The sequence below is a fragment of the Allobosea sp. genome (assembly GCF_035944895.1).
Classification (GTDB): Bacteria; Pseudomonadota; Alphaproteobacteria; order Rhizobiales; family Beijerinckiaceae; genus Allobosea.
In genome coordinates this window covers 145,084-165,706 of the sequence record NZ_DASZAT010000010.1, presented here as the reverse complement: position 1 = coordinate 165,706, position 20,623 = coordinate 145,084, and the positions used below count along the sequence as shown (strand labels likewise).

The 20,623-nt window shown below is 67.2% G+C and carries 22 protein-coding genes and 1 other RNA gene; 18 read left to right on the top strand and 5 right to left on the bottom strand.

The genetic code is table 11. From position 1 onward, the window contains the following. Nucleotides 1–5 precede the first annotated feature (5 nt). The 3 genes from VGV58_RS16355 to VGV58_RS16345 are packed head-to-tail and all read right to left on the bottom strand — an operon-like array spanning nucleotide 6 to nucleotide 1,907. On the bottom strand, nucleotides 6–809 hold the full coding sequence (locus VGV58_RS16355) for an N-acetylmuramoyl-L-alanine amidase (protein WP_326875090.1): 804 nt from the start codon (nucleotides 807–809) through the stop codon (nucleotides 6–8). Next, nucleotides 806–1,552, bottom strand: coding sequence for a TerB family tellurite resistance protein (locus tag VGV58_RS16350; protein WP_326875089.1), 747 nt, complete (start codon nucleotides 1,550–1,552; stop codon nucleotides 806–808). Before VGV58_RS16350 ends, VGV58_RS16355 begins: the two co-directional genes overlap by 4 nt. 55 nt (nucleotides 1,553–1,607) lie before the next feature. Continuing rightward, nucleotides 1,608–1,907, bottom strand: coding sequence for a glycine zipper domain-containing protein (locus VGV58_RS16345; protein WP_326875088.1), 300 nt, complete (start codon nucleotides 1,905–1,907; stop codon nucleotides 1,608–1,610). 314 nt (nucleotides 1,908–2,221) lie between these two features. Here VGV58_RS16345 and VGV58_RS16340 point away from each other — a divergent pair, with 314 nt between their 5' ends. Together VGV58_RS16340 and rnpB are read left to right on the top strand one after the other, a co-directional pair. Beyond that, nucleotides 2,222–2,887: a lytic transglycosylase domain-containing protein gene (locus VGV58_RS16340; protein WP_326875087.1), complete on the top strand. Its 666-nt coding sequence runs from the start codon at nucleotides 2,222–2,224 to the stop codon at nucleotides 2,885–2,887. Between the two features lie 54 nt (nucleotides 2,888–2,941). Further along, an RNA gene (gene rnpB, locus VGV58_RS16335) (RNase P RNA component class A) lies at nucleotides 2,942–3,348 on the top strand. Between the two features lie 61 nt (nucleotides 3,349–3,409). On the opposite strand, the gene VGV58_RS16330 is transcribed toward rnpB, so the two are convergent. Together VGV58_RS16330 and VGV58_RS16325 are read right to left on the bottom strand one after the other, a co-directional pair. Further along, nucleotides 3,410–4,363, bottom strand: a complete 954-nt coding sequence (locus VGV58_RS16330) for an MBL fold metallo-hydrolase (protein WP_326875086.1) — start codon at nucleotides 4,361–4,363, stop codon at nucleotides 3,410–3,412. Between the two features lie 124 nt (nucleotides 4,364–4,487). Next, the gene (locus VGV58_RS16325; RefSeq protein WP_152013023.1) at nucleotides 4,488–4,913 is read right to left on the bottom strand and encodes an organic hydroperoxide resistance protein; all 426 of its coding nucleotides are present in this window, start codon (nucleotides 4,911–4,913) and stop codon (nucleotides 4,488–4,490) included. Between the two features lie 229 nt (nucleotides 4,914–5,142). On the opposite strand from VGV58_RS16325, the gene VGV58_RS16320 reads away from it, so the two are divergent. The 16 genes from VGV58_RS16320 (at nucleotide 5,143) to VGV58_RS16245 (ending at nucleotide 20,620) form a co-directional block, all read left to right on the top strand. Continuing rightward, nucleotides 5,143–5,607, top strand: a complete 465-nt coding sequence (locus VGV58_RS16320) for a MarR family winged helix-turn-helix transcriptional regulator (RefSeq protein WP_326875085.1) — start codon at nucleotides 5,143–5,145, stop codon at nucleotides 5,605–5,607. A gap of 383 nt (nucleotides 5,608–5,990) precedes the next feature. Further along, entirely contained in the window at nucleotides 5,991–6,446 is a 456-nt protein-coding gene (locus VGV58_RS16315; protein WP_326875084.1) for a division/cell wall cluster transcriptional repressor MraZ, read from the top strand. Next, nucleotides 6,443–7,447, top strand: a complete 1,005-nt coding sequence (gene rsmH / locus VGV58_RS16310; protein ID WP_326875083.1) for a 16S rRNA (cytosine(1402)-N(4))-methyltransferase RsmH — start codon at nucleotides 6,443–6,445, stop codon at nucleotides 7,445–7,447. The genes VGV58_RS16315 and rsmH overlap by 4 nt, the downstream gene beginning before the upstream one ends. Nucleotides 7,448–7,449: 2 nt before the next feature. Continuing rightward, entirely contained in the window at nucleotides 7,450–7,839 is a 390-nt protein-coding gene (gene ftsL / locus VGV58_RS16305) for a cell division protein FtsL (RefSeq protein ID WP_326875082.1), read from the top strand. Continuing rightward, a complete protein-coding gene (locus VGV58_RS16300; RefSeq protein ID WP_326875081.1) occupies nucleotides 7,836–9,632 on the top strand; it encodes a peptidoglycan D,D-transpeptidase FtsI family protein in 1,797 nt (598 codons plus the stop codon). The genes ftsL and VGV58_RS16300 overlap by 4 nt, the downstream gene beginning before the upstream one ends. Nucleotides 9,633–9,769: 137 nt before the next feature. Beyond that, nucleotides 9,770–11,242 (top strand): UDP-N-acetylmuramoyl-L-alanyl-D-glutamate--2,6-diaminopimelate ligase, encoded by a 1,473-nt coding sequence (locus VGV58_RS16295; protein WP_326875080.1) that lies wholly within the window; start codon nucleotides 9,770–9,772, stop codon nucleotides 11,240–11,242. After that, on the top strand, nucleotides 11,239–12,666 hold the full coding sequence (locus tag VGV58_RS16290; RefSeq protein ID WP_326875079.1) for a UDP-N-acetylmuramoylalanyl-D-glutamyl-2,6-diaminopimelate--D-alanyl-D-alanine ligase: 1,428 nt from the start codon (nucleotides 11,239–11,241) through the stop codon (nucleotides 12,664–12,666). The genes VGV58_RS16295 and VGV58_RS16290 overlap by 4 nt, the downstream gene beginning before the upstream one ends. A 17-nt stretch (nucleotides 12,667–12,683) precedes the next feature. Beyond that, the gene (mraY, locus tag VGV58_RS16285) at nucleotides 12,684–13,766 is read left to right on the top strand and encodes a phospho-N-acetylmuramoyl-pentapeptide-transferase (RefSeq protein ID WP_326875078.1); all 1,083 of its coding nucleotides are present in this window, start codon (nucleotides 12,684–12,686) and stop codon (nucleotides 13,764–13,766) included. After that, nucleotides 13,766–15,193: a UDP-N-acetylmuramoyl-L-alanine--D-glutamate ligase gene (gene murD, locus VGV58_RS16280; protein WP_326875077.1), complete on the top strand. Its 1,428-nt coding sequence runs from the start codon at nucleotides 13,766–13,768 to the stop codon at nucleotides 15,191–15,193. The genes mraY and murD overlap by 1 nt, the downstream gene beginning before the upstream one ends. Nucleotides 15,194–15,212: 19 nt before the next feature. Beyond that, nucleotides 15,213–15,536, top strand: coding sequence for a type II toxin-antitoxin system RelE/ParE family toxin (locus VGV58_RS16275; protein WP_326875076.1), 324 nt, complete (start codon nucleotides 15,213–15,215; stop codon nucleotides 15,534–15,536). Beyond that, the gene (locus VGV58_RS16270; protein WP_326875075.1) at nucleotides 15,536–15,838 is read left to right on the top strand and encodes a HigA family addiction module antitoxin; all 303 of its coding nucleotides are present in this window, start codon (nucleotides 15,536–15,538) and stop codon (nucleotides 15,836–15,838) included. The genes VGV58_RS16275 and VGV58_RS16270 overlap by 1 nt, the downstream gene beginning before the upstream one ends. Nucleotides 15,839–15,881: 43 nt before the next feature. Continuing rightward, a complete protein-coding gene (locus VGV58_RS16265) occupies nucleotides 15,882–16,343 on the top strand; it encodes a cupin domain-containing protein (RefSeq protein WP_326875074.1) in 462 nt (153 codons plus the stop codon). Between the two features lie 134 nt (nucleotides 16,344–16,477). Then, nucleotides 16,478–17,617 carry an FtsW/RodA/SpoVE family cell cycle protein gene (locus tag VGV58_RS16260; RefSeq protein WP_326875073.1) on the top strand — a complete coding sequence of 380 codons (1,140 nt, stop codon included), beginning with the start codon at nucleotides 16,478–16,480 and terminating at the stop codon, nucleotides 17,615–17,617. Continuing rightward, entirely contained in the window at nucleotides 17,614–18,714 is a 1,101-nt protein-coding gene (gene murG, locus VGV58_RS16255; RefSeq protein WP_326875072.1) for an undecaprenyldiphospho-muramoylpentapeptide beta-N-acetylglucosaminyltransferase, read from the top strand. The genes VGV58_RS16260 and murG overlap by 4 nt, the downstream gene beginning before the upstream one ends. Nucleotides 18,715–18,735: 21 nt before the next feature. Then, nucleotides 18,736–20,175: a UDP-N-acetylmuramate--L-alanine ligase gene (murC, locus tag VGV58_RS16250; protein ID WP_326875071.1), complete on the top strand. Its 1,440-nt coding sequence runs from the start codon at nucleotides 18,736–18,738 to the stop codon at nucleotides 20,173–20,175. A gap of 16 nt (nucleotides 20,176–20,191) precedes the next feature. Next, nucleotides 20,192–20,620 (top strand): endonuclease domain-containing protein, encoded by a 429-nt coding sequence (locus VGV58_RS16245; protein ID WP_326875070.1) that lies wholly within the window; start codon nucleotides 20,192–20,194, stop codon nucleotides 20,618–20,620. Nucleotides 20,621–20,623 lie beyond the last annotated feature (3 nt).

Genomic DNA, 20,623 nt, shown 5'->3' with positions numbered 1-20,623 from the left:
GACGATCAGGCGGTCCGCGCTTCCTGCGTCAGCGCCAGCAGGTCGCGCAGCGTCGTGATGGTCGAACCGTCGGCGACACCGTCGACCTTTTCCGGTCGCCAATGACGCTGGAAGGCGGCGACCACGGCCTCGAAGCGCTCGTCGAAGACGCCATCGACCGAGACGCCATAGCCGAGCATGGCGAACATCGCCTGCAGCGCCTCGACCGGCGGGCCGGCATCGCCGCGGGCGAAGAAGCGGCCGCCCCTGATCGGCGCGGGCTCGATCCAGAGGCCGACGCCGCCCTCGGCGAAGCGGCGCCAGGGGAATTTCTCGCCGGGATCGATCTTGCGGCCCGGCGCGATATCGGAGTGGGCGAGGACGCGCTCGGGCGGGATCCGCCAGCGCTCGCAGATGTCGCGGCAGAGGTTCAGCGTCGCGGCGATCTGCGCCTCGGGAAAATCGGGCAGGCCACCAGGGTGGCCGGGATTGGCGATCTCGATGCCGATTGATGCCGAGTTGAGATCGGTCTCGCCGGCCCAGTGCGAGGCGCCGGCATGCCAGGCGCGGCGCTCCTCGGGCACGAGCTGGAGGGTGTGGCCGTTCTCGAAGACGAAATAATGCGAGGAGACCTGCGAGGCGGGGTTGCACAGCCACTGCAGCGCTTCGCCGGCATCGGGCATGCCGGTGTAGTGCAGGATCAGCGTGTCGGGCCGGCGCCCGTGGTCCTTTTCCGGATTCTTGCCATCGCTGAACTTGCGCTCGCCATGGTTGGGCGAGGGGAAGACCTTGGCGGCGAAGCGGCTATCGGGTTCGAGGGTGAGGCTCACGCCGGCTCCGGTTCTCTACGGCCGATGCCGCGTTCTTTCTCGATCGCATCCCAGGCGGCGTTGATGGCGGCGAGGCGGCGCGTCGCGATGCAGACCGCCTCTTCCGGCAGGCCACGGGCGATCTCGCGATCCGGATGGTTTTCCAGGACGAGGCGGCGATGCAGCTGCTTCAACTCGCCATCGCTCATCTCGCGGTTGGCGCCGAGCACGAGATAGGGGTCGTCGCGGCGGCGCAGGTGGCGCGCCTCGATGCGGGCGAAGCCGGCCTCGTCAATGGCGAAGATCGTCGCGACGTCATGGAGATAGGCGTGCTCGCGCTCGTGGATCGCGCCGTCGGCGGCGGCGATCAGGAAGAGGCCGTCGAGCACGTCCTCCAGCAAGGCCGGCTCGTCGCGGAAGGCCTCGGCGATCTGCTGGGCATAGGCCTCGAAGCCGGCGCTGGTCTGCTTGGCGAGGTCGAACAGGCGCTCGACCTGGGCCTTCTGCTCCTCCGGGACATCGACGATGCGCTCGAAGGCGGCGATCTCGTCGCGCGTCACCACCCCGTCGGCGCGCGCCATCTTGGCGGCGAGCGCGACCAGGCCGGTGGTGAAGACCAATTGCTTGGGGGCAGGGCCGAAGAGCGCGCCTTCACGGTCGACCAGGACGTGGCCTGCGAGTGCGCCGATGAGCGCGCCCAGTGGCCCGCCCAGGGCGAAGCCGAGGCCGCCGCCGCCCAGAGCCCCCCAGAAAGACGATGTCATCGTTCATCCAGCCACGGCCGGATCGGCCGCGGCTCCTGCGTAGAATGCGAGCGGTTCAGCGGCAATAGAGCCGGCCGTAATAGTCGCGGTAGTAGCCGTAGGGGCAGCCGCCATAGCCGTCGTCATAATAATAGCCACCGCGGCGATAGGGCGAGGTGGCCGAGCCGACGATGGCGCCGCCCACGCCGCCGATCGCGGCGCCGGCGAGCGCACCGCCCGCGCGGCCGGTGGCGAGCCCGCCGATCACGGCACCGGTCGCGGCACCGACCAGGGCGCCGCCGCCGACACGTTCCTCATGCGGTGTGCAGGCGCCGAGCGTGAGCCCGACAACCGCGATTGCGATCAATGCCTTCATCTCATTCCCCCTTCTCGGGTCGTATCCAGCAGAGCGGTCCCGGCCGGAGCCGACTTTATTGCATTGCGAACGGGAATTGCGGTCGCAATACGGCAATGATTTGACCCGCTGCCATGACTGCGTCAACGCCGGCGAGGATGAATCGTTCCAACGCTCAATACATGATAATTACTGCTTTCGAACCGAGGCTAAAGTAATCGATCTTCCTTCGGAATCGATTGAAATTTGTTCGTATCGGCCGGATTGTCGTCACATTCATCTATCATTTCGCCGCACCGTTTTTGGTTCCTGTCGATAGATGAGGCTCCTCCTGCATGATGAAAATCTCTGGTAGCGGCTGCGCCGCCTTCGCGATTTGCCTGGCCTTTCTTCAACCCGCTTCCGCCCAGGTGAACGCCGAGACCGACGCCCGCGCCTTCATCGTGCGAGAGGCCGAAATCAGGCGCCAGGCCGCCGCTGCCGAGCAAGGGCAGGATTCGCAGAAGTCGACGACCGAAACTGCGGAGACGAAGAGTGGGCGCAAGGCTCAAGCCAAGGCCGGCAGGACCGCTCGTGCAGCCCGTACCCCACTTGCAGCGCCGGCCGGTTCGGAAGGGCTTCGCGCCCTGGTCGCCCGTCATGCCGCGGCCAATGGCGTGCCGTTCGCGCTGGCTGATGCGGTGGTTCGGATCGAGAGCCGCTACAATCCGCGCGCATCGAATGCCGGTAATTACGGGCTGATGCAGATCCGCCACCAGACGGCGCGCGGCGTCGGCTACAGCGGCGGCGCTTCCGGCCTGCTCGATGCCGACACCAATGCCCGCTACGCCATGAAATATCTCGGCCAGGCCTATCGCCTCGCCGGCGGCGACACCTGCCGCACCGTGATGAAGTATCAGAGCGGCCATATGGCGACCCGCATGAGCGGGGCCAACCGTACCTATTGCGCCAAGGTCCGCAGCATCTCCGGCAGCGCACACACCATCTCCGCCAGCAACTGAGTTCTTACCGCTGTTGCTTGACGGCCCCGGCCTTTCCAGCGCAGAGGGAGCCCGCCAGTCGGCCGGACGGCCGCTCCTGCTTCGGCAGGGGAGGAAAGTCCGGGCTCCACGGAAACACGGTGCCGGATAACGTCCGGCGGGGGCGACCCCAGGGAAAGCGCCACAGAGATCGAACCGCCGCGGGCTTCGGCACGCGGTAAGGGTGAAAAGGTGCGGTAAGAGCGCACCGCGGACCCGGCAACGGGGACGGCATGGCAAGCCCCACCGGGAGCAAAACCGAATAGGGACGATGCTCGCCCGCAAGGGAGGAGGGGCCGGTTTCCAGGTCCAGTCGTCCGGGTTGGTTGCTCGAGGCGCGCAGCAATGCGCGTCCCAGAGGAATGGCCGTCACGTCGGGGGCAAGTTCCTGCGGGAGCCTGCTCCCGGCCGTCCAGAACCCGGCTTACAGGCCGGCTGGCACCCTCATCCTAGAGAAAAGGGCCGGGAGCGATCCCGGCCCTTTCGCATTTGCAGCGGCTGCGATCAGAGTACGTAGCTCCAATCGGCGGGAACGAAGCGGAAGGCCGGGCCGTCCTTCAGGACCTTGCCAAAGCCGGGGAAAGGCATGTGCGCCCCGCTGATCAGCAATCCGTCGGTGGCGGCCATGTCGAGCACGCGCCGGCGCGAGGCTGCCGCCTGCTTGCCGTCGGCGTCGAAGACGAAGGTCACCTCCGGCTGCGCTGTCTGGATCACGACATTGTGGATGCTGTCGCCGACGAGCAGGAGCTGCTCATTGCCCGATGCAACACGCAGGATGCTGTGGCCGGGGGTGTGGCCGGGCGCATGCTCGAGCGTGAGGCCAGGGGCGACCTCGCCCGCTTTCACCTTTCGGGTCCGGCTCGCATAGGGCGCGAGCGCGTTCCGGGCCGAGGCGAAGAAGGGTTTCACCTCGGCCGGAGCCTGGTTGAGGATGCCGTCATCGTGCCAGAAGGCATGTTCGGTCTCGTTGATGATCAGCTCGGCATTCGCGAAGCGCGCCGTCTTCTGCGCGGTGAGCAGGCCTTCGTGATGATCGGGGTGGGCGTGCGTCAGGATAACCGTGTCGATCTGCTCCGGCGTGATGCCGGCGGTACGCAGATTGCTCTCGGCCCGGCCCATGGTGTCGCCCATCGCATTCCAGGCGCCGGCGCCGGTGTCGAGCAGATAGGTCCTGTCCTTGGTGTTGATGACGAAGGTGTTGACTGCGGTGGGCAGGCGCTCGCCCTGACCGGCATTGGCGAGGCTCTGGCGGATCGCGGCGGGGTCGCTGCCGCCGAAGACCTTGGTATCAAAGGGAATGTAGCCGTCGAGGATCGCGGTGATCTCAAGGTCGCCGAGCTTGCGGCGATAGACGCCCGGCACCTGGTCTCCGGCGAGAGGCGCGCGGGCTGCGGCGGGGAGGGCGGGCGCGAGCGCAGTGGCCGCGGCCGCTGCGAGGAAATGGCGGCGATCGATCATGGGATGTTCCAGAGGCTTTGGAGGTTGAGGCTTCCGGAAACGAGGTCCGCCCTCGGGGGGCAGGCCAAATCGTCTCACGGCCGGAGGAATGTCCGGCCGTGAGGATCAGATGGGTTGCGCAGGGTCAGGCCGCAACCGTCAGCTGGACGTCGATGTTGCCCCGTGTCGCGTCGGAATAGGGGCAGACGATATGGGCCTTCTGGACGAGGTCCTCGAGCTTGGCCTTGTCGATGCCGGGCGCCGAGATCGTCAGCTTGACGGCGATGCCGAAGCCCTTGCCGTCATCGCGCGGACCGATGCCGACATCGGCGCTGACCCGGGCGTCGTCCGGGATCTTCACGCTCTCCTTGCCGGCGGCGAACTTCAGCGCGCCGAGGAAGCAGGCCGAATAGCCCATGGCGAAGAGCTGCTCGGGATTGGTGCCCTCGCCACCGCCGCCGCCGAGCTCCTTCGGGGTGTTCAGCACGAGCTTGACGTTGCCGGTGTCGGTCGCGGCCTGGCCTTCGCGGCCGCCAGTGGCGGAACCATGGGCGGTGTAGAGGATCTTCATCTCTGCTCTCCTTGCTGGGCGGGCCGTCCGCCGTGGTCGATGTGAATTAGATTGTGCACAATTGAATTGTCTGCAATTCACATTTCCGTGAACGGGCGGCGTTCGATGCGATGAGAGGCTATCTTGGTTTCATCGCAGGGGAGACTGTTTCCTGGGTGAGTTGTTCCAATCCGATCGGATCGCTCTCCCTGTCCACGGGTCCATAGTGCGGGCGATAGGCGGCAAGGCTATGACGAAAGATGCAAAGGCGACGACGGTGCGCGGGCTCGACGAGCAGATCTGCTTCGCGGTCTATTCGGCGGCCCATGCCTTCAACCGGGCTTATCGGCCGTTTCTGGCCGGGCTCGGGCTGACCTATCCGCAATATCTGGTCATGCTGGTGCTGTGGGAGCAGGACGGCCAGAGCGTGAAGGCAATCGGCGACAGATTGATGCTCGATTCCGGCACGCTGACGCCGCTGCTGAAGCGCCTTGAAGGGAACGGCCTGATCCTGCGCAAGCGCGGTCGCGAGGATGAGCGCCAGGTGCTGGTTGAGCTGACCGAGGCAGGGCAGGGGTTGCGCGAGAAGGCAGGCAATGCCCCCAATCCAGTGCCTTGCGCGGTCGAGGACAGCGGAGTGCCGCCGGCTCGCCTGCTCGGTGATGTCCAGGCCCTGCGCGAGGCGCTGCTCCGCCGGGCGGCAGACGAGGGCTGAGGCCCGGCGGGCGGGGCGGTAGCTCCAAAATATTTCTACGCAGCACGTTCCGGCCATCTGGCTGAAGCGCTACCGCGCGCTGGCGTTCGCGCGCCGAAAAACCTCGCCTTCACGGATAGTTAACCTTAACGGGCTGTGATGTCCGCAGGCTCGGATAGACCCCTGTCCGCAGCGTTGGATCCGTTGACGCCCATATTGTCCCATGCTATCCCAAATCATCCCGTCGAGACCGACAGGCAAGCATCAAGTCAGGGTCCGTGTGCCGCGCGGATTCTGGCTGACGGCCCTGCCATGTCGGGCTCGGCGGGAGTATCGATCGCCGGCGCATGCCGGCTCGCTCTGCGCCTTCGCGGCGCGGTTGGAAGTCCGACCAGGAGGCGGCGTTGACGGACCGCTTCGTCTCCCATTTCACCAACAAGCTCGATGCCAAGGGGCGGGTCTCGATCCCGGCTCCGTTCCGGGCCGTGCTGGTGAAGGACGGCTACGAGGGGCTCTACGTCTATCCGGCGCTCGACCAGTTCAGTCTCGACTGCGGAGGCCATGCGCTGCGCGCGACGATCGACGAGATCCTGTCGCGCTTCTCGCCTTTCTCCGAGGAGTGGGAGTCGCTCTCGACGGCGCTGAATGGCACCTCGGAGGTGTTGAAGGTCGATCCGGAAGGGCGGATCATGCTGAGCGAGACGCTGAAGGCGCATGCCGGCATCGGCGATACCGTCACCTTCGTCGGGCAGGGCCACAAGTTCCAGATCTGGGAGCCGGAGCGCTTCAAGGCGCATCTCGAGGAGGCCAGGGCGAAGCTGCGCGACGTCCGGCGGACATTGGGCGCGAGGCCGGCATGACCAGCGAGTCGCATATCCCCGTACTGATGGACGAAGCGCTCGATGCGCTCGCGCTCAAGGCAGGCGGTCGTTATCTCGACGGTACCTTCGGAGCCGGCGGTTATTCGCGCGCGCTGCTGGAGCGCGAGCCGAAGGCGACTTTGCTGGCGCTCGACCGGGACCCGAGCGCGATCGCCGGCGGCGCCGGCCTCGTCGCTGCGATGGGCGGGCGGCTGACTTTGTCCGAAGCGCGTTTCGGCGCGCTGGCGGAAGAGGCCGAGCGCTTCAAGATGGCGCCGCTCGACGGCGTCGTGCTCGATATCGGCGTCTCCTCGATGCAGCTCGATCAGGCCCAGCGCGGCTTTTCCTTCCGTTTCGACGGGCCGCTCGACATGCGCATGGCGGCGAGCGGCCAGAGCGCGGCCGAGCTCGTCAACGAGGCGGATGAGGGCGTGCTCGCCAACATCATCTACCATTACGGCGAGGAGCGGCGCTCGCGCGCCGTGGCGCGGGCGATCGTCGAGGCCCGGCGCAAGGCGCCGATCACGACGACCAAGCAGCTCGCCGATCTCGTCGCCGGCATCGTCCGCGGCGAGCCGGGCGGAGCACATCCGGCGACGCGGACCTTCCAGGGCCTGCGCATCGCGGTGAACGACGAGCTCTGCGAGCTGGTCCGGGCGCTGCACGGCGCCGAGGCCGTGCTTGCGCCGGGCGGGCGGCTTTCCGTCGTCACCTTCCATTCGCTCGAGGACCGGATCGTCAAGCAGTTCTTCGCCGAGCGCTCGGGCAGGGCGCCGGGCGGCTCGCGCCACGCTCCGGCGACGGCCGCGCCGCAGGCGACGTTCAAGCTGGTCACCAAGGGGCCGGTCGCGCCCTCCGAAGCCGAGACGCGGGCCAATCCGCGCGCCCGCTCGGCCAAGCTGCGGGCCGCCGAGCGGACCGAGGCGCCATCGCGCGCGCCCGATCCCGACATTGTCGAACTCGCCGTCGTCCCTGCGCCGCAAGCCCGCCGGAGGAGCTGAGCGTGATCAAGCTCTTGCACATCATCGCCATCGGCGCGCTGGTCTCCTCGGCGCTCTATGCCTACTCGATCAAATACGAGACGACGCTGCAGGCCGAGCAGCTGCAGAAGCTGAAAGCCAAGGCCCAGCGTGAGCGCGAGGCGATCGCGGTGCTGAAGGCCGAATGGCAGTTCCTCAACCGCCCGGAGCGGCTGCAGGCGCTGGCCGACAAGCATCTCGACCTGCAGATGCTGCAGACGAACCAGATCGTGCGGCTGTCCGACATCCCCAATCGCGGGCCGAAGGTGGATTCGATCGGCCGCAAGCTCGAGGATCTCGGCCTCGGCCTGCCGACCGAGACCCCGCGCGACCGCAAGAGCAACACCGCGACGACGCCGGGAGCCCGCCCATGAGCCAGGAGCTCGACCAGCAGGGCGCCGCGCCCGAGATCGCCGCCGCCCCGATCGAGAAGCCCGCGGTCGCGAAGCCGAAATGGCGCTTCCGCACCGAGTGGCTGCGCGACATCTTCCGGATGAGCGGCGAGAAGAGCGAGCCGCGCGTCGGCCTCGTCATCCTCGGCTTCAGCTGCCTGTTTCTCGCGATCGTCGGCCGGCTCGTCATGCTCGGCGCCTTCCCGAGCGACCAGGTCGGCCTGCGCCGGGCGACCTCGAACGCGATCTCGGCGGCCCGGCCCGACATCCTCGACCGCAACGGCATCCAGCTCGCCACCGACATCCGCACCGTCTCGGTCTTCGCCGAGCCCCGCAACATCCTCGACAAGGACGAGGCGACCGAGCTCCTGACCGCGGTCCTGCCCGACCTCAACGCCAAGGAGCTGCGCGAGAAGCTCGGCACCAAGAAGGGCTTCGTCTGGATCAAGCGCGAGATCACGCCGCGCCAGCAGGCTGAGGTGCACCGGCTCGGCATCCCCGGCGTCGGCTTCGTGCCCGAGAACAAGCGCGTCTATCCGAACGGCAATGTCGCTGCCCATGTGCTCGGCTTCGCCAATGTCGACAATATCGGCATCGCCGGCATCGAGAAATACATCGACTCGCAAGGGCTGCAGGACCTGAACGGGGCGGGCTTCGCTGTGCAGGCCTCCGACCTCAAGCCGGTGCAGCTCTCGATCGACATGCGCGTCCAGCACCTGCTGCGCGACGAGCTGGTCAAGGGCATCGAGAAATACCGGGCGATCGCGGCGGCGGGCGCGGTCATGGACGTCAATACCGGCGAGATGATCGCGCTGGTCTCGCTGCCCGACTTCGATCCCGGCAACCCGGTCGACGCGCTGGAGAAGGACCGGATCAACCGGATGAATGTCGGCGTCTACGAAATGGGCTCGACCTTCAAGGCGCTGACCATCGCGATGGCGCTCGATTCCGGCAAGGCCAACATCAATTCGAGCTATTCGACCGCCGGCGGCATGATGCGGTTCGGCCGCCAGGTCATCAAGGAATACCACGGCACCGGCCGCACACTGACGGTGCCGGAGGTGTTCCTGCATTCGTCGAACATGGGCTCGATCAAGATGGCGCTCTCGGTCGGCGTCGAGGGCCACAAGGCCTTCCTCAGGAAGATGATGCAGCTCGACCGCATGACGACCGAGCTGCCGGAAAGCGCCGCGCCGATCGTTCCGCAGCGCTGGGGCGAGATCAACACGGCGACGATCGCCTTCGGCCACGGCCTCGCGGTCGCGCCGATCCAGGCGCTGGCGGCGGTGGGCGCGCTGGTCAATGGCGGCTACCTGATCAAGCCGACCTTCCTGAAGCGCTCCGAGGAGGAAGCCAAGAAGGACGCGGTCCGGGTGATCAAGCCGGAGACCTCGGAAGCCATGCGCTTCATCATGCGCATCAATGGCGAGAAGGGCTCGGCCCGCTTCGCCGACATTCCCGGCTATTTCGTCGGCGGCAAGACCGGCACGGCCGAGAAGGTCATCAACGGCCGCTACGCCAAGAACAAGAACTTCACCACCTTCACGGCGATCGCGCCGTCGGACAAGCCGCGCTACGTCTTCCTCGCCATCTATGACGAGCCGAAGGGCTATGCCGAGAGCGGCGGCTATTCGACCGCGGCCTGGAACGCCGGCAAGACCACCGGCAAGGTGATCGAGCGCGCCGCGCCGATTCTCGGCATGGCGCCGCGCTTCGAGCCGCCGCCGTCGCCGTTCCCGCTGATGGCCAAGCTCGGGGCGTGGGGCTCGCGATAGGGGAGCGTCATGCTCGGGCCTGCCCCGGGCATCTCTGGACGGATGGGAGCTTGATCCTGCATGAGCTTCTCGGGGTTACGCTCCGCTTCGCCCGAGATTGACGCGCGGGTTTTCGCGCCCGGCAAGGATATCCGCTTGTGACTGACACCGGCTTCAGCCTCGATCAGCTCTTCCCGGGAGCTTTCCCTGACGCAGGAGCGCGCCGCGTCGGCGGCGTCGCCTTCGACAGCCGCAAGGTCGTGCCCGGCGATGCCTTCGTCGCGCTTGCCGGCGCGAAGGCTGATGGGGCCCGCTTCATCAGCGACGCCGTCCAGCGCGGTGCGGTCGCGATCGTCTCCAGCGGACCGCGACCGGCCGAGCTGCCGGCCGGGATCGCCTATGCCCAGGTCGGCGATCCGCGCCTCGCCCTCTCGCGGGCTGCGGCCAAGGTGCATCCGCGCCAGCCCGGCACGATCGTCGCCGTGACCGGTACCAGCGGCAAATCCTCGGTCGCCGAGTTCACCCGCCAGATTTTCAAGGCGCTCGGGCGCAAGGCGGCGAGCGTCGGCACCATCGGCATCGTCACTGAAGACGGGGCCGATTACGGCTCGCTGACCACGCCGGACCCGCTCTCGCTGCACGCCTCGCTCGACGGGCTGGCCGGCGACGGCATCACCCATCTTGCGATGGAAGCGTCTTCGCACGGACTCGACCAGCACCGGCTCGACGGCGTCAGGCTGTCCGCCGGCGCCTTCCTCAATCTAGGCCGCGACCATCTCGACTACCATCCGAGCGTCGAGGACTATCTTGCGGCCAAACTGCGGCTCTGGGAGCTGCTGCCGGCCGGCGCGCCGGTGGTGGTCAACCGCGACGAGCCCTATGCTGACAGGGCTGAGGCAGCGGCGAAGGCCGGCAGCCGTCCTGTGATCGGGATCGGCAGGCAGGGCGACCGCCTGAAACTGCTCGATGTCGCCCGTGAGGGCTTCTCGCAGCGCCTGACCGTAGCCGTCGACGGCGCGACGACTGAAGTGCTGCTGCCGCTGGTCGGCGACTTCATGGCCGGCAATGCGCTGGTCGCAGCCGGGCTCGCAATCGCGACGGGCGAGGATGCGGTGGCGTCGGTGCGGGCGATCGCGGGCCTTCAGGGCGTGCCGGGCCGGCTGGAACGGGTCGGCGAGCACAATGGCGGGCTCGTCGTGGTCGATTATGCCCACAAGCCCGATGCGCTCGCGGCGGTGCTGAAGACCCTGCGCCCTTACGCCAGCGGCCGGCTGATCTGCGTCTTCGGCTGTGGCGGCGACCGCGATCGCGGCAAGCGCCCGCTGATGGGCGGCATCGCTGCTGACGGCGCCGACATTGCCATCGTCACCGACGACAATCCGCGCAGCGAGAACCCGGCGGCGATCCGCGCCGAGGTATTGGCGGCAGCGCCGGAGCGTCTCAAGGAGATCGGTGACCGGGCCGAGGCGATCGCAGCGGGCGTCGCCATGCTGCAGCCTGGAGATGTCCTCGTCGTTGCCGGAAAAGGCCATGAAAGCGGCCAGATCATCGGCGATCGGACGCTGCCATTCTCGGACCATGAGGTGGTCCGCGAGGCGATCGCGGCATTGGCTGGGGGAAGACGGGGATGACCACCGAACCGCTGTGGACCGGCGCGCGCCTGATCGAGGCGATGGGCGCCCGTTCGCAAGGGCCTGTGCCGGCGGCCGTCACCGGCGCCTCGATCGACACGCGCACGCTGGAGCCGGGCGAGGCCTTCTTCGCGATCACCGGGGAAGCGCGCAACGGGCACGACTTCGTCGCTGCGGCGCTCGAGAAGGGCGCGGCGCTCGCAGTGGTCGACGAAGTCCATGCCGGTTCCTTCCCGGCCGATGCGCCGCTCGCCATCGTCCCTGACGTGCTCCGCGGTATGGAAAAGGCCGGCATGGCGCGCCGTGCGGAGCTAACCGCCAGGGTCGTCGCCGTTACTGGCTCGGTCGGCAAGACCGGCACCAAGGAGGCGCTGCGGCTGGTGCTGTCGCGCCAGGGCAAGACGCATGCGCCGGTCGCCTCCTACAACAACCATTGGGGTGTGCCGCTGACGCTGACCCGGACGCCGCGAGACGTGCGCTACGGTGTCTACGAGATCGGCATGAACGCACCCGGCGAGATCCTGCCGCTGGCCAGGATGGTCCAGCCCGACGTCGCCGTGATCACCACGATCCAGCCGGTGCATCTTGCCGCCTTCGAATCTCTGGAGGGGATCGCCCGCGAGAAGGCGGCGATCTTCAACGGATTGAAGCAGGGCGGCACGGCGATCATCAATGCCGACATCCAGCAGACCGGCCTCTTGCGCGAATTGGCGCTGGCAGCCGGGGCAGGGCGCGTCGTCTCCTTCGGCGAGAGCGATCAGGCGGACGTGCGGCTGCTCGGCTGTGCGCTGAAGCCCGATGTCTCGACCGCCGAAGCCAATGTCATGGGCCGGCCAGTCACCTACAAGCTGGGTAGCCCGGGCAAGCATATCGTCCTGAATTCGCTCGCCGTACTGGCTGCGGCCGAAGCGCTCGGGGCCGATCTCGCTCTGGCCGCTCTGGCGCTCGGCGACCTGACGCCGCCCTCGGGCCGCGGCGCCCGGCAGGTGCTGCATGCGCCAGCCGGTCCATTCACGCTGATCGACGAGAGCTATAACGGCAACCCGGCCTCGATGCGGGCCGCGATCGAGAATCTCGGGCGCATGCCAGTTTCGGGCAGAGGGCGGCGGATCGCTGTCCTCGGCGACATGCTGGAGCTCGGCGAAACTGCACCGGAGCTGCACAAGGGGCTCGCCGACGCGGTCACCGGCAACGGCATCGACCTCGTCTTCGCCTGCGGTCCGCTGATGAGATCCCTCTACGACGCCTTGCCTTCGCACCGCCGTGGCGCTTATGCCGCACAGGCGAGCAGCCTCGAGCCCTATGTGCTCGATGCGGTCCGTGCCGGCGACGTCGTCACGGTGAAGGGCTCGCTGGGTACGCGCATGGGGCCGATCGTCAAGGCGATGACGGCTCGCTTCCCGGTCGTCCAGGCCGACGACTGAGTAAGGAACGGGGTTCGATGCTGGTCTGGCTTGCCGAGTTCGCGGGATCGTTCCCGGTCCTCAACGTCTTCCGCTACATCACCTTCCGCGCCGGCGGGGCGACCGCGACGGCGCTGCTCTTCGTCTTCTTCTTCGGGCCGGCGGCGATCTCCTGGCTCAGGATCAAGCAGGGCAAGGGCCAGCCGATTCGCGCCGACGGGCCGGAATCGCATCTCGCCAAGCGCGGCACGCCGACCATGGGCGGCCTGATGATCCTGACCGGGCTGTTCGTCGCGACGCTGCTCTGGGGAAACCTGCGCAACCCATACGTCTGGATCGTGCTCGGCGTCACCGCGACCTATGGCGCGATCGGCTTCTATGACGACTTCCTCAAGGTGACGAAGCAGTCGCATAAGGGCTTCTCCAGCAAGGCGCGCCTCGGCTTCGAGATCGTCATCGCGCTCGCCGCCTGCACGGCGATCATGCAGGTCAGCCCGCCCGCGATCGCCAGCGGCTTCGCGCTGCCGTTCCTCAAGGAATGGATGATCCCGCTCGGCATCCTGTTCCCGGTCGTCACCGCTTTCGTCGTGGTTGGCGCCGGCAACTCGGTGAACCTGACCGACGGGCTCGACGGCCTCGCCATCGTGCCGGTGATGATCGCGGCCGGCACCTTCGGCTTCATCGCCTATCTCGCGGGTAACGCCATCTTCGCCAACTACCTGCAGATCCACCATGTGCCGGGTGTCGGCGAGCTTGCCGTGATCTGCGGCGCGATGATGGGCGCCGGTCTCGGCTTCCTCTGGTTCAACGCGCCGCCGGCGCAGATCTTCATGGGCGACACCGGCTCGCTCGGCCTTGGCGGCATGCTCGGCACCATCGCGGTGGCGGTGAAGCACGAGATCGTGCTCGCCATCGTCGGCGGCCTGTTCGTGGTCGAGGCGCTCTCGGTGATCATCCAGGTCGCAGTGTTCAAGCGCACCGGCAAGCGCGTCTTCCTGATGGCGCCGATCCACCACCATTTCGAGAAGCTGGGCTGGACCGAGCCGCAGGTGGTGATCCGCTTCTGGATCATCTCGGTGGTGCTGGCGCTGGTCGGCCTCGCCACGCTGAAGCTGCGTTGATGACACCCGTCACCGTGTTCGCGGGCAAGACGCTCGCCCTGTTCGGCCTTGGCGGTTCGGGACTGGCGACGGCGCGCGCGCTCGTTGCCGGCGGCGCCGAACTCGCCTGCTGGGATGACAATCAGGCGAGCCGCGACAAGGCTGCGGCCGAGGGGCTTGCGGTTGTCGATCTCGCGAGCGCCGATTGGTCCGGCTTTGCCGCCTTCGTGCTCTCGCCCGGCGTGCCGCTGACGCATCCCGTGCCGCACTGGACTGTCGAGAAGGCGAAAGCTGCGAATGTCCCGGTGATCGGCGACATCGAACTGTTCTTCCTGGAGCGGGCGAAGATCGCCCCCTCCGCACCGGTGATCTGCATCACCGGCACCAATGGCAAGTCGACCACGACTGCGCTGATCGCGCATGTGCTTGAGACTGCCGGCCGCGACGTCCAGATGGGCGGCAATATCGGCACCGCCGTGCTGGCGCTGGAGCCTCCGGCCGATCACCGCATCCATGTGGTGGAGTGCTCGACCTTCCAGATCGACCTGGCCCCCTCGATCAAGCCGACGGTCGGCATCCAGATGAACCTGACGCCGGATCATCTCGACCGGCACGGTACCTTCCAAGCCTATGGCGCGATCAAGGAGCGGCTGGTCACCGCCTCCGACGTCGCGGTTGTCGGTGTAGACGACGAGCCGTCGAAGCAGATGGCGCGGCGGCGTGCGGCTTCTGGCAAGCCGCTCGTGAAGATCAGCGGCGAGCAGCCGCTCGACGAGGGCGTTTTTGCCGGCGTGACCGCCAATGCCGGCCAGCTCGACACGCGCATCGTCGAGGTCAAGGACGGCAAGCCCAGGGTCGTCGCCAATCTTGCCGGCATCGGTTCCTTGCGCGGCAGCCACAACGCCCAGAACGCGGCAGCGGCCTTCGCCGCCTGCGCGGCGCTCGGCCTGACGGCCGAGGAGATCGCCGCCGGCTTCAAGAGCTATCCCGGCCTGAAGCATCGGATGGAGGAACTCGGCCGGATCGGCCGCGTCGTCTTCATCAACGATTCCAAGGCGACCAATGCCGACTCGACCGAGAAGGCGCTGACCTCCTTCCGCGAGATCTTCTGGATCCTCGGCGGCAAGGCCAAGGAAGGCGGGATCGAGTCGCTGCGGCGCTATTTTCCCAACATCGCCCGGGCCTATCTGATCGGCGCGGCGAGCGACCTCTTCGCCGCGACCTTCGACGATGACGGCCGCGTCGCCTACGACTGCAGCGGCACGCTCGACGTCGCGGTCGCGGCTGCGACCAAGGCTGCGCTGGCGCAGCAGGGCAGCGGCGAGATCGCCGTGCTGCTCTCGCCGGCCTGCGCGTCCTACGACCAGTTCCCGAATTTCGAGGTGCGGGGCGATGCCTTCCGGACGCTGGTCAAGGCGCTGCCGGGGTTCGAGGCGATCGAGCGGTAGCTTAAATGTCAAGTGACAATTGACGCGCTACAATTTTCGCGGCAATCTCCTTCCCATGGAGATTGCGAGCATCAGGCACAAAGCGCTTCGCCAGTTCGCAGAGACCGGGAAGAGCAAGGGCCTGCCTGGCAATCTCGTCGATCGCCTGCGGAACATGCTCGCCTATCTGGCTGCGATCGACGCTGCCGATGAACTCAAGAACCCGCCCAACTACGGGGCCCATCAGCTCACGGGCGACCGGGTAGGCGAATGGTCGCTCGTCGTGACGAAGAACTGGCGTATGACGTTTCGCGTCAATCAGGCTCTTGCGATCGAGGATATCGATCTGGAGGATTATCACTGATGGCCATCAAGCTTCATTCGAGCTTCGCCGTGCATCCTGGCGCATGGCTGCGGACCGAGATCGTCGAGCCTTATGGTTTGAGCGTGACGGTCGCGGCCGAGAAACTGGGCGTGACGCGGCAGGCTATGAGCAATCTCCTGAACGGCAAGGCCGCCTTGTCGGCCGAGATGGCCATCCGCTTCGAGAAGGCGTTCGGCGTTCGGGCCGAGACGATGCTGCGGATGCAGGCGGCCTATGATCTGGTCGAGGCCCGCGCTCATGAGGATGAGATCAAGGTGGAACGCGTCGCGGCGCTGGCGTAGCGGCTAGCTCTGTGGCGGAGTTCCCTGCACTGGGGAGATCTTCATGCCCAAGATCGACGTCGCAGCGGTGCCCGAACGCACGGGCTCGGGCTATCCGAAGCCGTTCGATACCCCTTGTGCCGAGCGCATCCGCAAGCGGCTCGGCAATGCCGGCGGCCTGACCGATTTCGGCGTCAACCTGATGCGGCTGCCGCCGGGCGGCTGGTCGAGCCAGCGCCACTGGCATTCGCATGAGGACGAGTTCGTCTATCTGCTCGAAGGCGAACTGGTCCTCGTCGAGAACGACGGCGAGACTGTGCTGCGCGCCGGCGATTGCGCCGCCTTCGCCAGGAACAGCGGCAACGGCCACCACATGATCAACCGTTCGGACGAGGTCGCGGTCTATCTCGAGGTCGGCAGCCGCTCTCCAGACGACGTAATCACCTGCTCCGACATCGACATGATGAGCCCGAGCAGGGACGGCCGCTTCCTGCACAAGGATGGCAGGCCGTACTCCGAAGGCTGAGAAGCCTGTTGGCAGGCGTGCCCGGTCCGGCCGGAAACCAGGGATCGGAATCAATCGGCTAACCATTCATTGACAGAGTGATTCGCCGGAGCGGGCGCCCTCGATCTGCCCGCCCGTACGGAGCCTTGTAAACGATGGTCTCGCGCGCAGAACCGAGCCTGAGCGGCCGCTGGTGGTGGTCGATCGACCGCATCATCCTGACGACGCTGGTGGCGCTGATGGTCTCCGGCGTCGTGCTGCTGATGGCGGGCGGCCCGCCGGTCGCCGAGCGCCTCGGTCTCTCGACCTTCCATTTCGTCAACCGCCAGGTGGTCTATCTCCTGGTCGCGCTGGCGATCTTCCTGTCGACCTCGCTGCTGGCGCCGCGCCAGGTGCGCCGCATCGCACTGATCATCTTCCTGTTTTCGCTCGCCGGCGTGGTCGCCACGCTGTTCTTCGGCGTCGAGGTCAAGGGTGCCAAGCGCTGGTTGACGCTTGGGCCGCTCGGCTCGATCCAGCCTTCCGAATTCGTCAAGCCGGCTTTCGTCGTGCTCGCCGCCTGGGCCTTCGCCGAAGGCCATCGCCGGCCCGAGCTGCCAGGCACGATCATCGCCTTCCTGCTGCTGCCGATCACGATCGTGCCGCTCGTGCTGCAGCCCGATTTCGGCCAGACCATCCTGATCACCCTGGTCTGGGCTGGGCTGTTCTTCGTCGCCGGCCTGCACTGGTTCTGGGTAATGGGGCTCGGCGGCATCGGCGCCGTCGGCCTGTTCATCGCCTATGAGCTGGTCCCGCACGTTCGCGCCCGCATCGAGCGCTTCATGGACAAGGGCTCGGGCGACACCTTCCAGGTCGACACGGCGCTGGAGAGCTTCGCGCAGGGCGGCTGGTTCGGGAAGGGGCCGGGCGAGGGCACGGTGAAGCGCATCCTGCCCGACGCGCATACCGACTTCATCTTCGCGGTGACCGCCGAGGAGTTCGGCATCGTCGTCTGCATGGCACTGGTGCTGCTGTTCGCGATCATCGTGCTTCGGGCGCTGTTCGTGGCGCAGCGTGCCGAGGATCCGTTCGTGCGCCTCGGCGTCACCGGCCTTGCCCTGCTCTTCGGTATCCAGGCCGCGATCAACATGATGGTGAACCTGCATATGATGCCGGCCAAGGGCATGACCTTGCCGTTCATCTCCTATGGCGGTTCCTCGCTGATCTCGCTGGCGCTGGGTACCGGCTTCCTGCTGGCCTTGACCCGCAAGCGGCCGCGCTCGGAGAGTTTCGGCGAGCCGGGGCGGCGCTCGTGAGCGCAGCAGGGCAGGCGCCGCTCGTCGTGCTCGCCGCGGGCGGCACGGGCGGGCATCTCTTCCCGGCCGAGGCGCTGAGCCATGCTCTGCACCGTGCCGGCGCACGGGTCGCGCTGATCACCGATACGCGCGCCGCCGAATACGCCGGCAACTTCCCGGCCGAATCGATCCATGCCGTGCCGGCGGCGACGCCCTCGGGCAAGTCGCCGGTCGCGATGGCGAAGGCGGCGCTGGTGCTGCTGAAGGGTGGGCTCGCGGCGCGGCAGGCGATCAAGCAGCTCAAGCCCGCCATCGTCGTCGGCTTCGGCGGCTATCCGACGGTGCCGCCGGTCTTCGCCGCGGCGCTGATGGGCGTGCCGACACTCCTGCACGAGCAGAACGCTGTGATCGGCCGGGCCAACCGCTTCCTCGCCAGCCGGGTCAAGGCGATTGCCACCGGCTTCGCCGAGGTCGGCGGGCTGACGCCGGAGCAGGCGCAGAAATGCACGCAGGTCGGCAATCCCGTGCGACCGGCGGTGATCGAGGCGGCCTCGCCCTATGCCGAGCCGGAGGGGCGGCTGAACCTCCTCGTCTTCGGCGGCAGCCAGGGCGCGCGGGTGATGGCGGACATCGTGCCGCCGGCGATGCAACTGCTTTCCGCCGAGGAGCGCAGCCGCCTGGCGATCGTCCAGCAGGCGCGGGCGGAGGACGATGAGCGCGTCAGGAAGATCTATTCCTCGCTCGGCATCAAGTTCGAGCTGGCGCCCTTCTTCAAGGACCTGCCGGCCCGGATGGCAGCGTCGCAGCTGGTGGTCGCGCGCTCCGGCGCCTCTACCGTCGCCGAGCTCACGGTGATCGGCCGGCCGTCGCTGCTGGTGCCGCTGCCGGGCTCGCTCGATCAGGACCAGGCCGCCAATGCCGGCGTGCTCGCCAGGGCCGGCGGAGCGATGGCGATCCTGCAGAACGATTTCTCGCCACGGCGCCTCGCCGGCGAGCTTTCCACGCTGCTTGCCGAGCCACAGCGCTTGACGGCGATGGCTCAGGCGGCCAAGAGCGCGGGCATACCGGATGCGGCCGACCGCCTGGCGCGGCTCGTGCTGCAGACCGCCCAGGGCTGAACCTTTCAGGACGTATCCATCATGAAGCTACCGCCGAAGCTCGGCTCCATCCATTTCGTCGGTATCGGCGGCATCGGCATGTCCGGCATCGCTGAAGTCCTGCACAATCTCGGCTACAAGGTGCAGGGCTCGGACGCCTCCGATGGCGCCAACGTCAAGCGCCTGGCCGAAAAGGGCATCACCACCTTCGTCGGCCACAAGGCCGAGAATATCGGCGAGGCCGAGGTCGTCGTGGTCTCGACCGCGATCAAGCGCGACAATCCCGAACTGATGGCTGCGCGCGAGAAGCGCCTGCCGGTGGTGCGCCGGGCCGAGATGCTGGCCGAGCTGATGCGGCTGAAATCCTGCGTCGCCATCGCCGGCACGCATGGCAAGACGACGACGACCTCGCTGGTCGCGACGCTGCTCGAGAAGGGCGGGCTCGACCCGACCGTGATCAATGGCGGCATCATCAACGCCTATGGCACCAATGCCCGCATGGGCGAGAGCGACTGGATGGTGGTCGAGGCCGACGAGTCGGACGGCACCTTCCTGAAGCTCCCTGCCGATGTCGCGATCGTCACCAATATCGATCCCGAGCATCTCGACCATTTCGGCACCTTCGACGCGATCAAGGCGGCCTTCCGCTCCTTCGTCGAGAACCTGCCGTTCTACGGTTTCGCGGTGATGTGCATCGACCACCCGACGGTGCAGGGTCTCGTCGGCCAGATCGAGGACCGCCGCGTCGTCACCTATGGCGAGAACCCGCAGGCCGATTTCCGCCTGATCGACATCGACCTCTCCGGCGGGCAGGCGAAGTTCACGCTCCTCATCCGCGACCGCAAGACCGGCCGCGACGAGGTGGTCCGCGATCTCCTGATGCCGATGCCTGGCCATCACAACGCGCTCAACGCGACGGCGGCGATCGCGGTCGCCTATGACCTCGGCATTCCCGTGCCTGTGATCCGCGAGGCGCTTGCCGGCTTTGGCGGCGTCAAGCGCCGCTTTACCAGGACGGGCGAGTGGAACGGCGCGCTGATCTTCGACGATTACGGCCACCATCCGGTCGAGATCGCTGCCGTGCTCAAGGCGGCGCGCGCCTCGACCAAGGGCAAGGTCATCGCGGTGATGCAGCCGCATCGCTACAGCCGCCTGTCGAGCCTGTTCGCCGACTTCGCCGCCTGCTTCAACGACGCCGACACGGTGATCATCGCCGACACCTATGCGGCCGGCGAGCAGCCGATCGTGGGTGCGGATCGCGACTCGCTGGTGGCGGCGATCAAGGCGCGCGGTCATCGCCATGCGCTGCCGCTCGAATCCTCCGACAAGCTCGCGGGCATGGTCGCCGATCTCGCCGGGCCGGGGGATTACGTGGTCTGCCTCGGGGCTGGGAACATCACGCAGTGGGCTTATGCCTTGCCGGGCGAGCTTGCCTCTCTTCCTTCTCCCCTCGGGGGAGAAGGTGGCAGCGCGAAGCGCTGACGGATGAGGGCCGGTCGTGGAGCGCAAGAACACGGCCGGTACTCTCTCCTTCGCCCGCGACCAGCGCCGGGAGCCAACGCGCACTGAGGCTGCCTTTTGGCAGGCGGTGCGTGGCCGCCGCTTCGCTGGCCTCAAGTTCAAGCGCCAGATGGCGATCGGGCCGTTCATCGCGGATTTCTGCTGTTTCGAACTTCGGCTGATCGTCGAGCTCGATGGCGAGCCTCACAAGATCGACGACGCGCAAAAGCGGGATAGGCGTCGCGACGCCTTTCTGCGGAGCGAGGGCTATCGGGTCTTGCGCTTTTCGAACGAGCGGGTTCTAGGAAACCTCGAATTCGTCCTCCGCGAGATCGCCGAACATGTCGGCCTCGCCGGGCGGCCCTCATCCGACCCGGCTTCGCCGGGCCACCTTCTCCCCCGAGGGGAGAAGGAGACGCGCGGGTAAGCT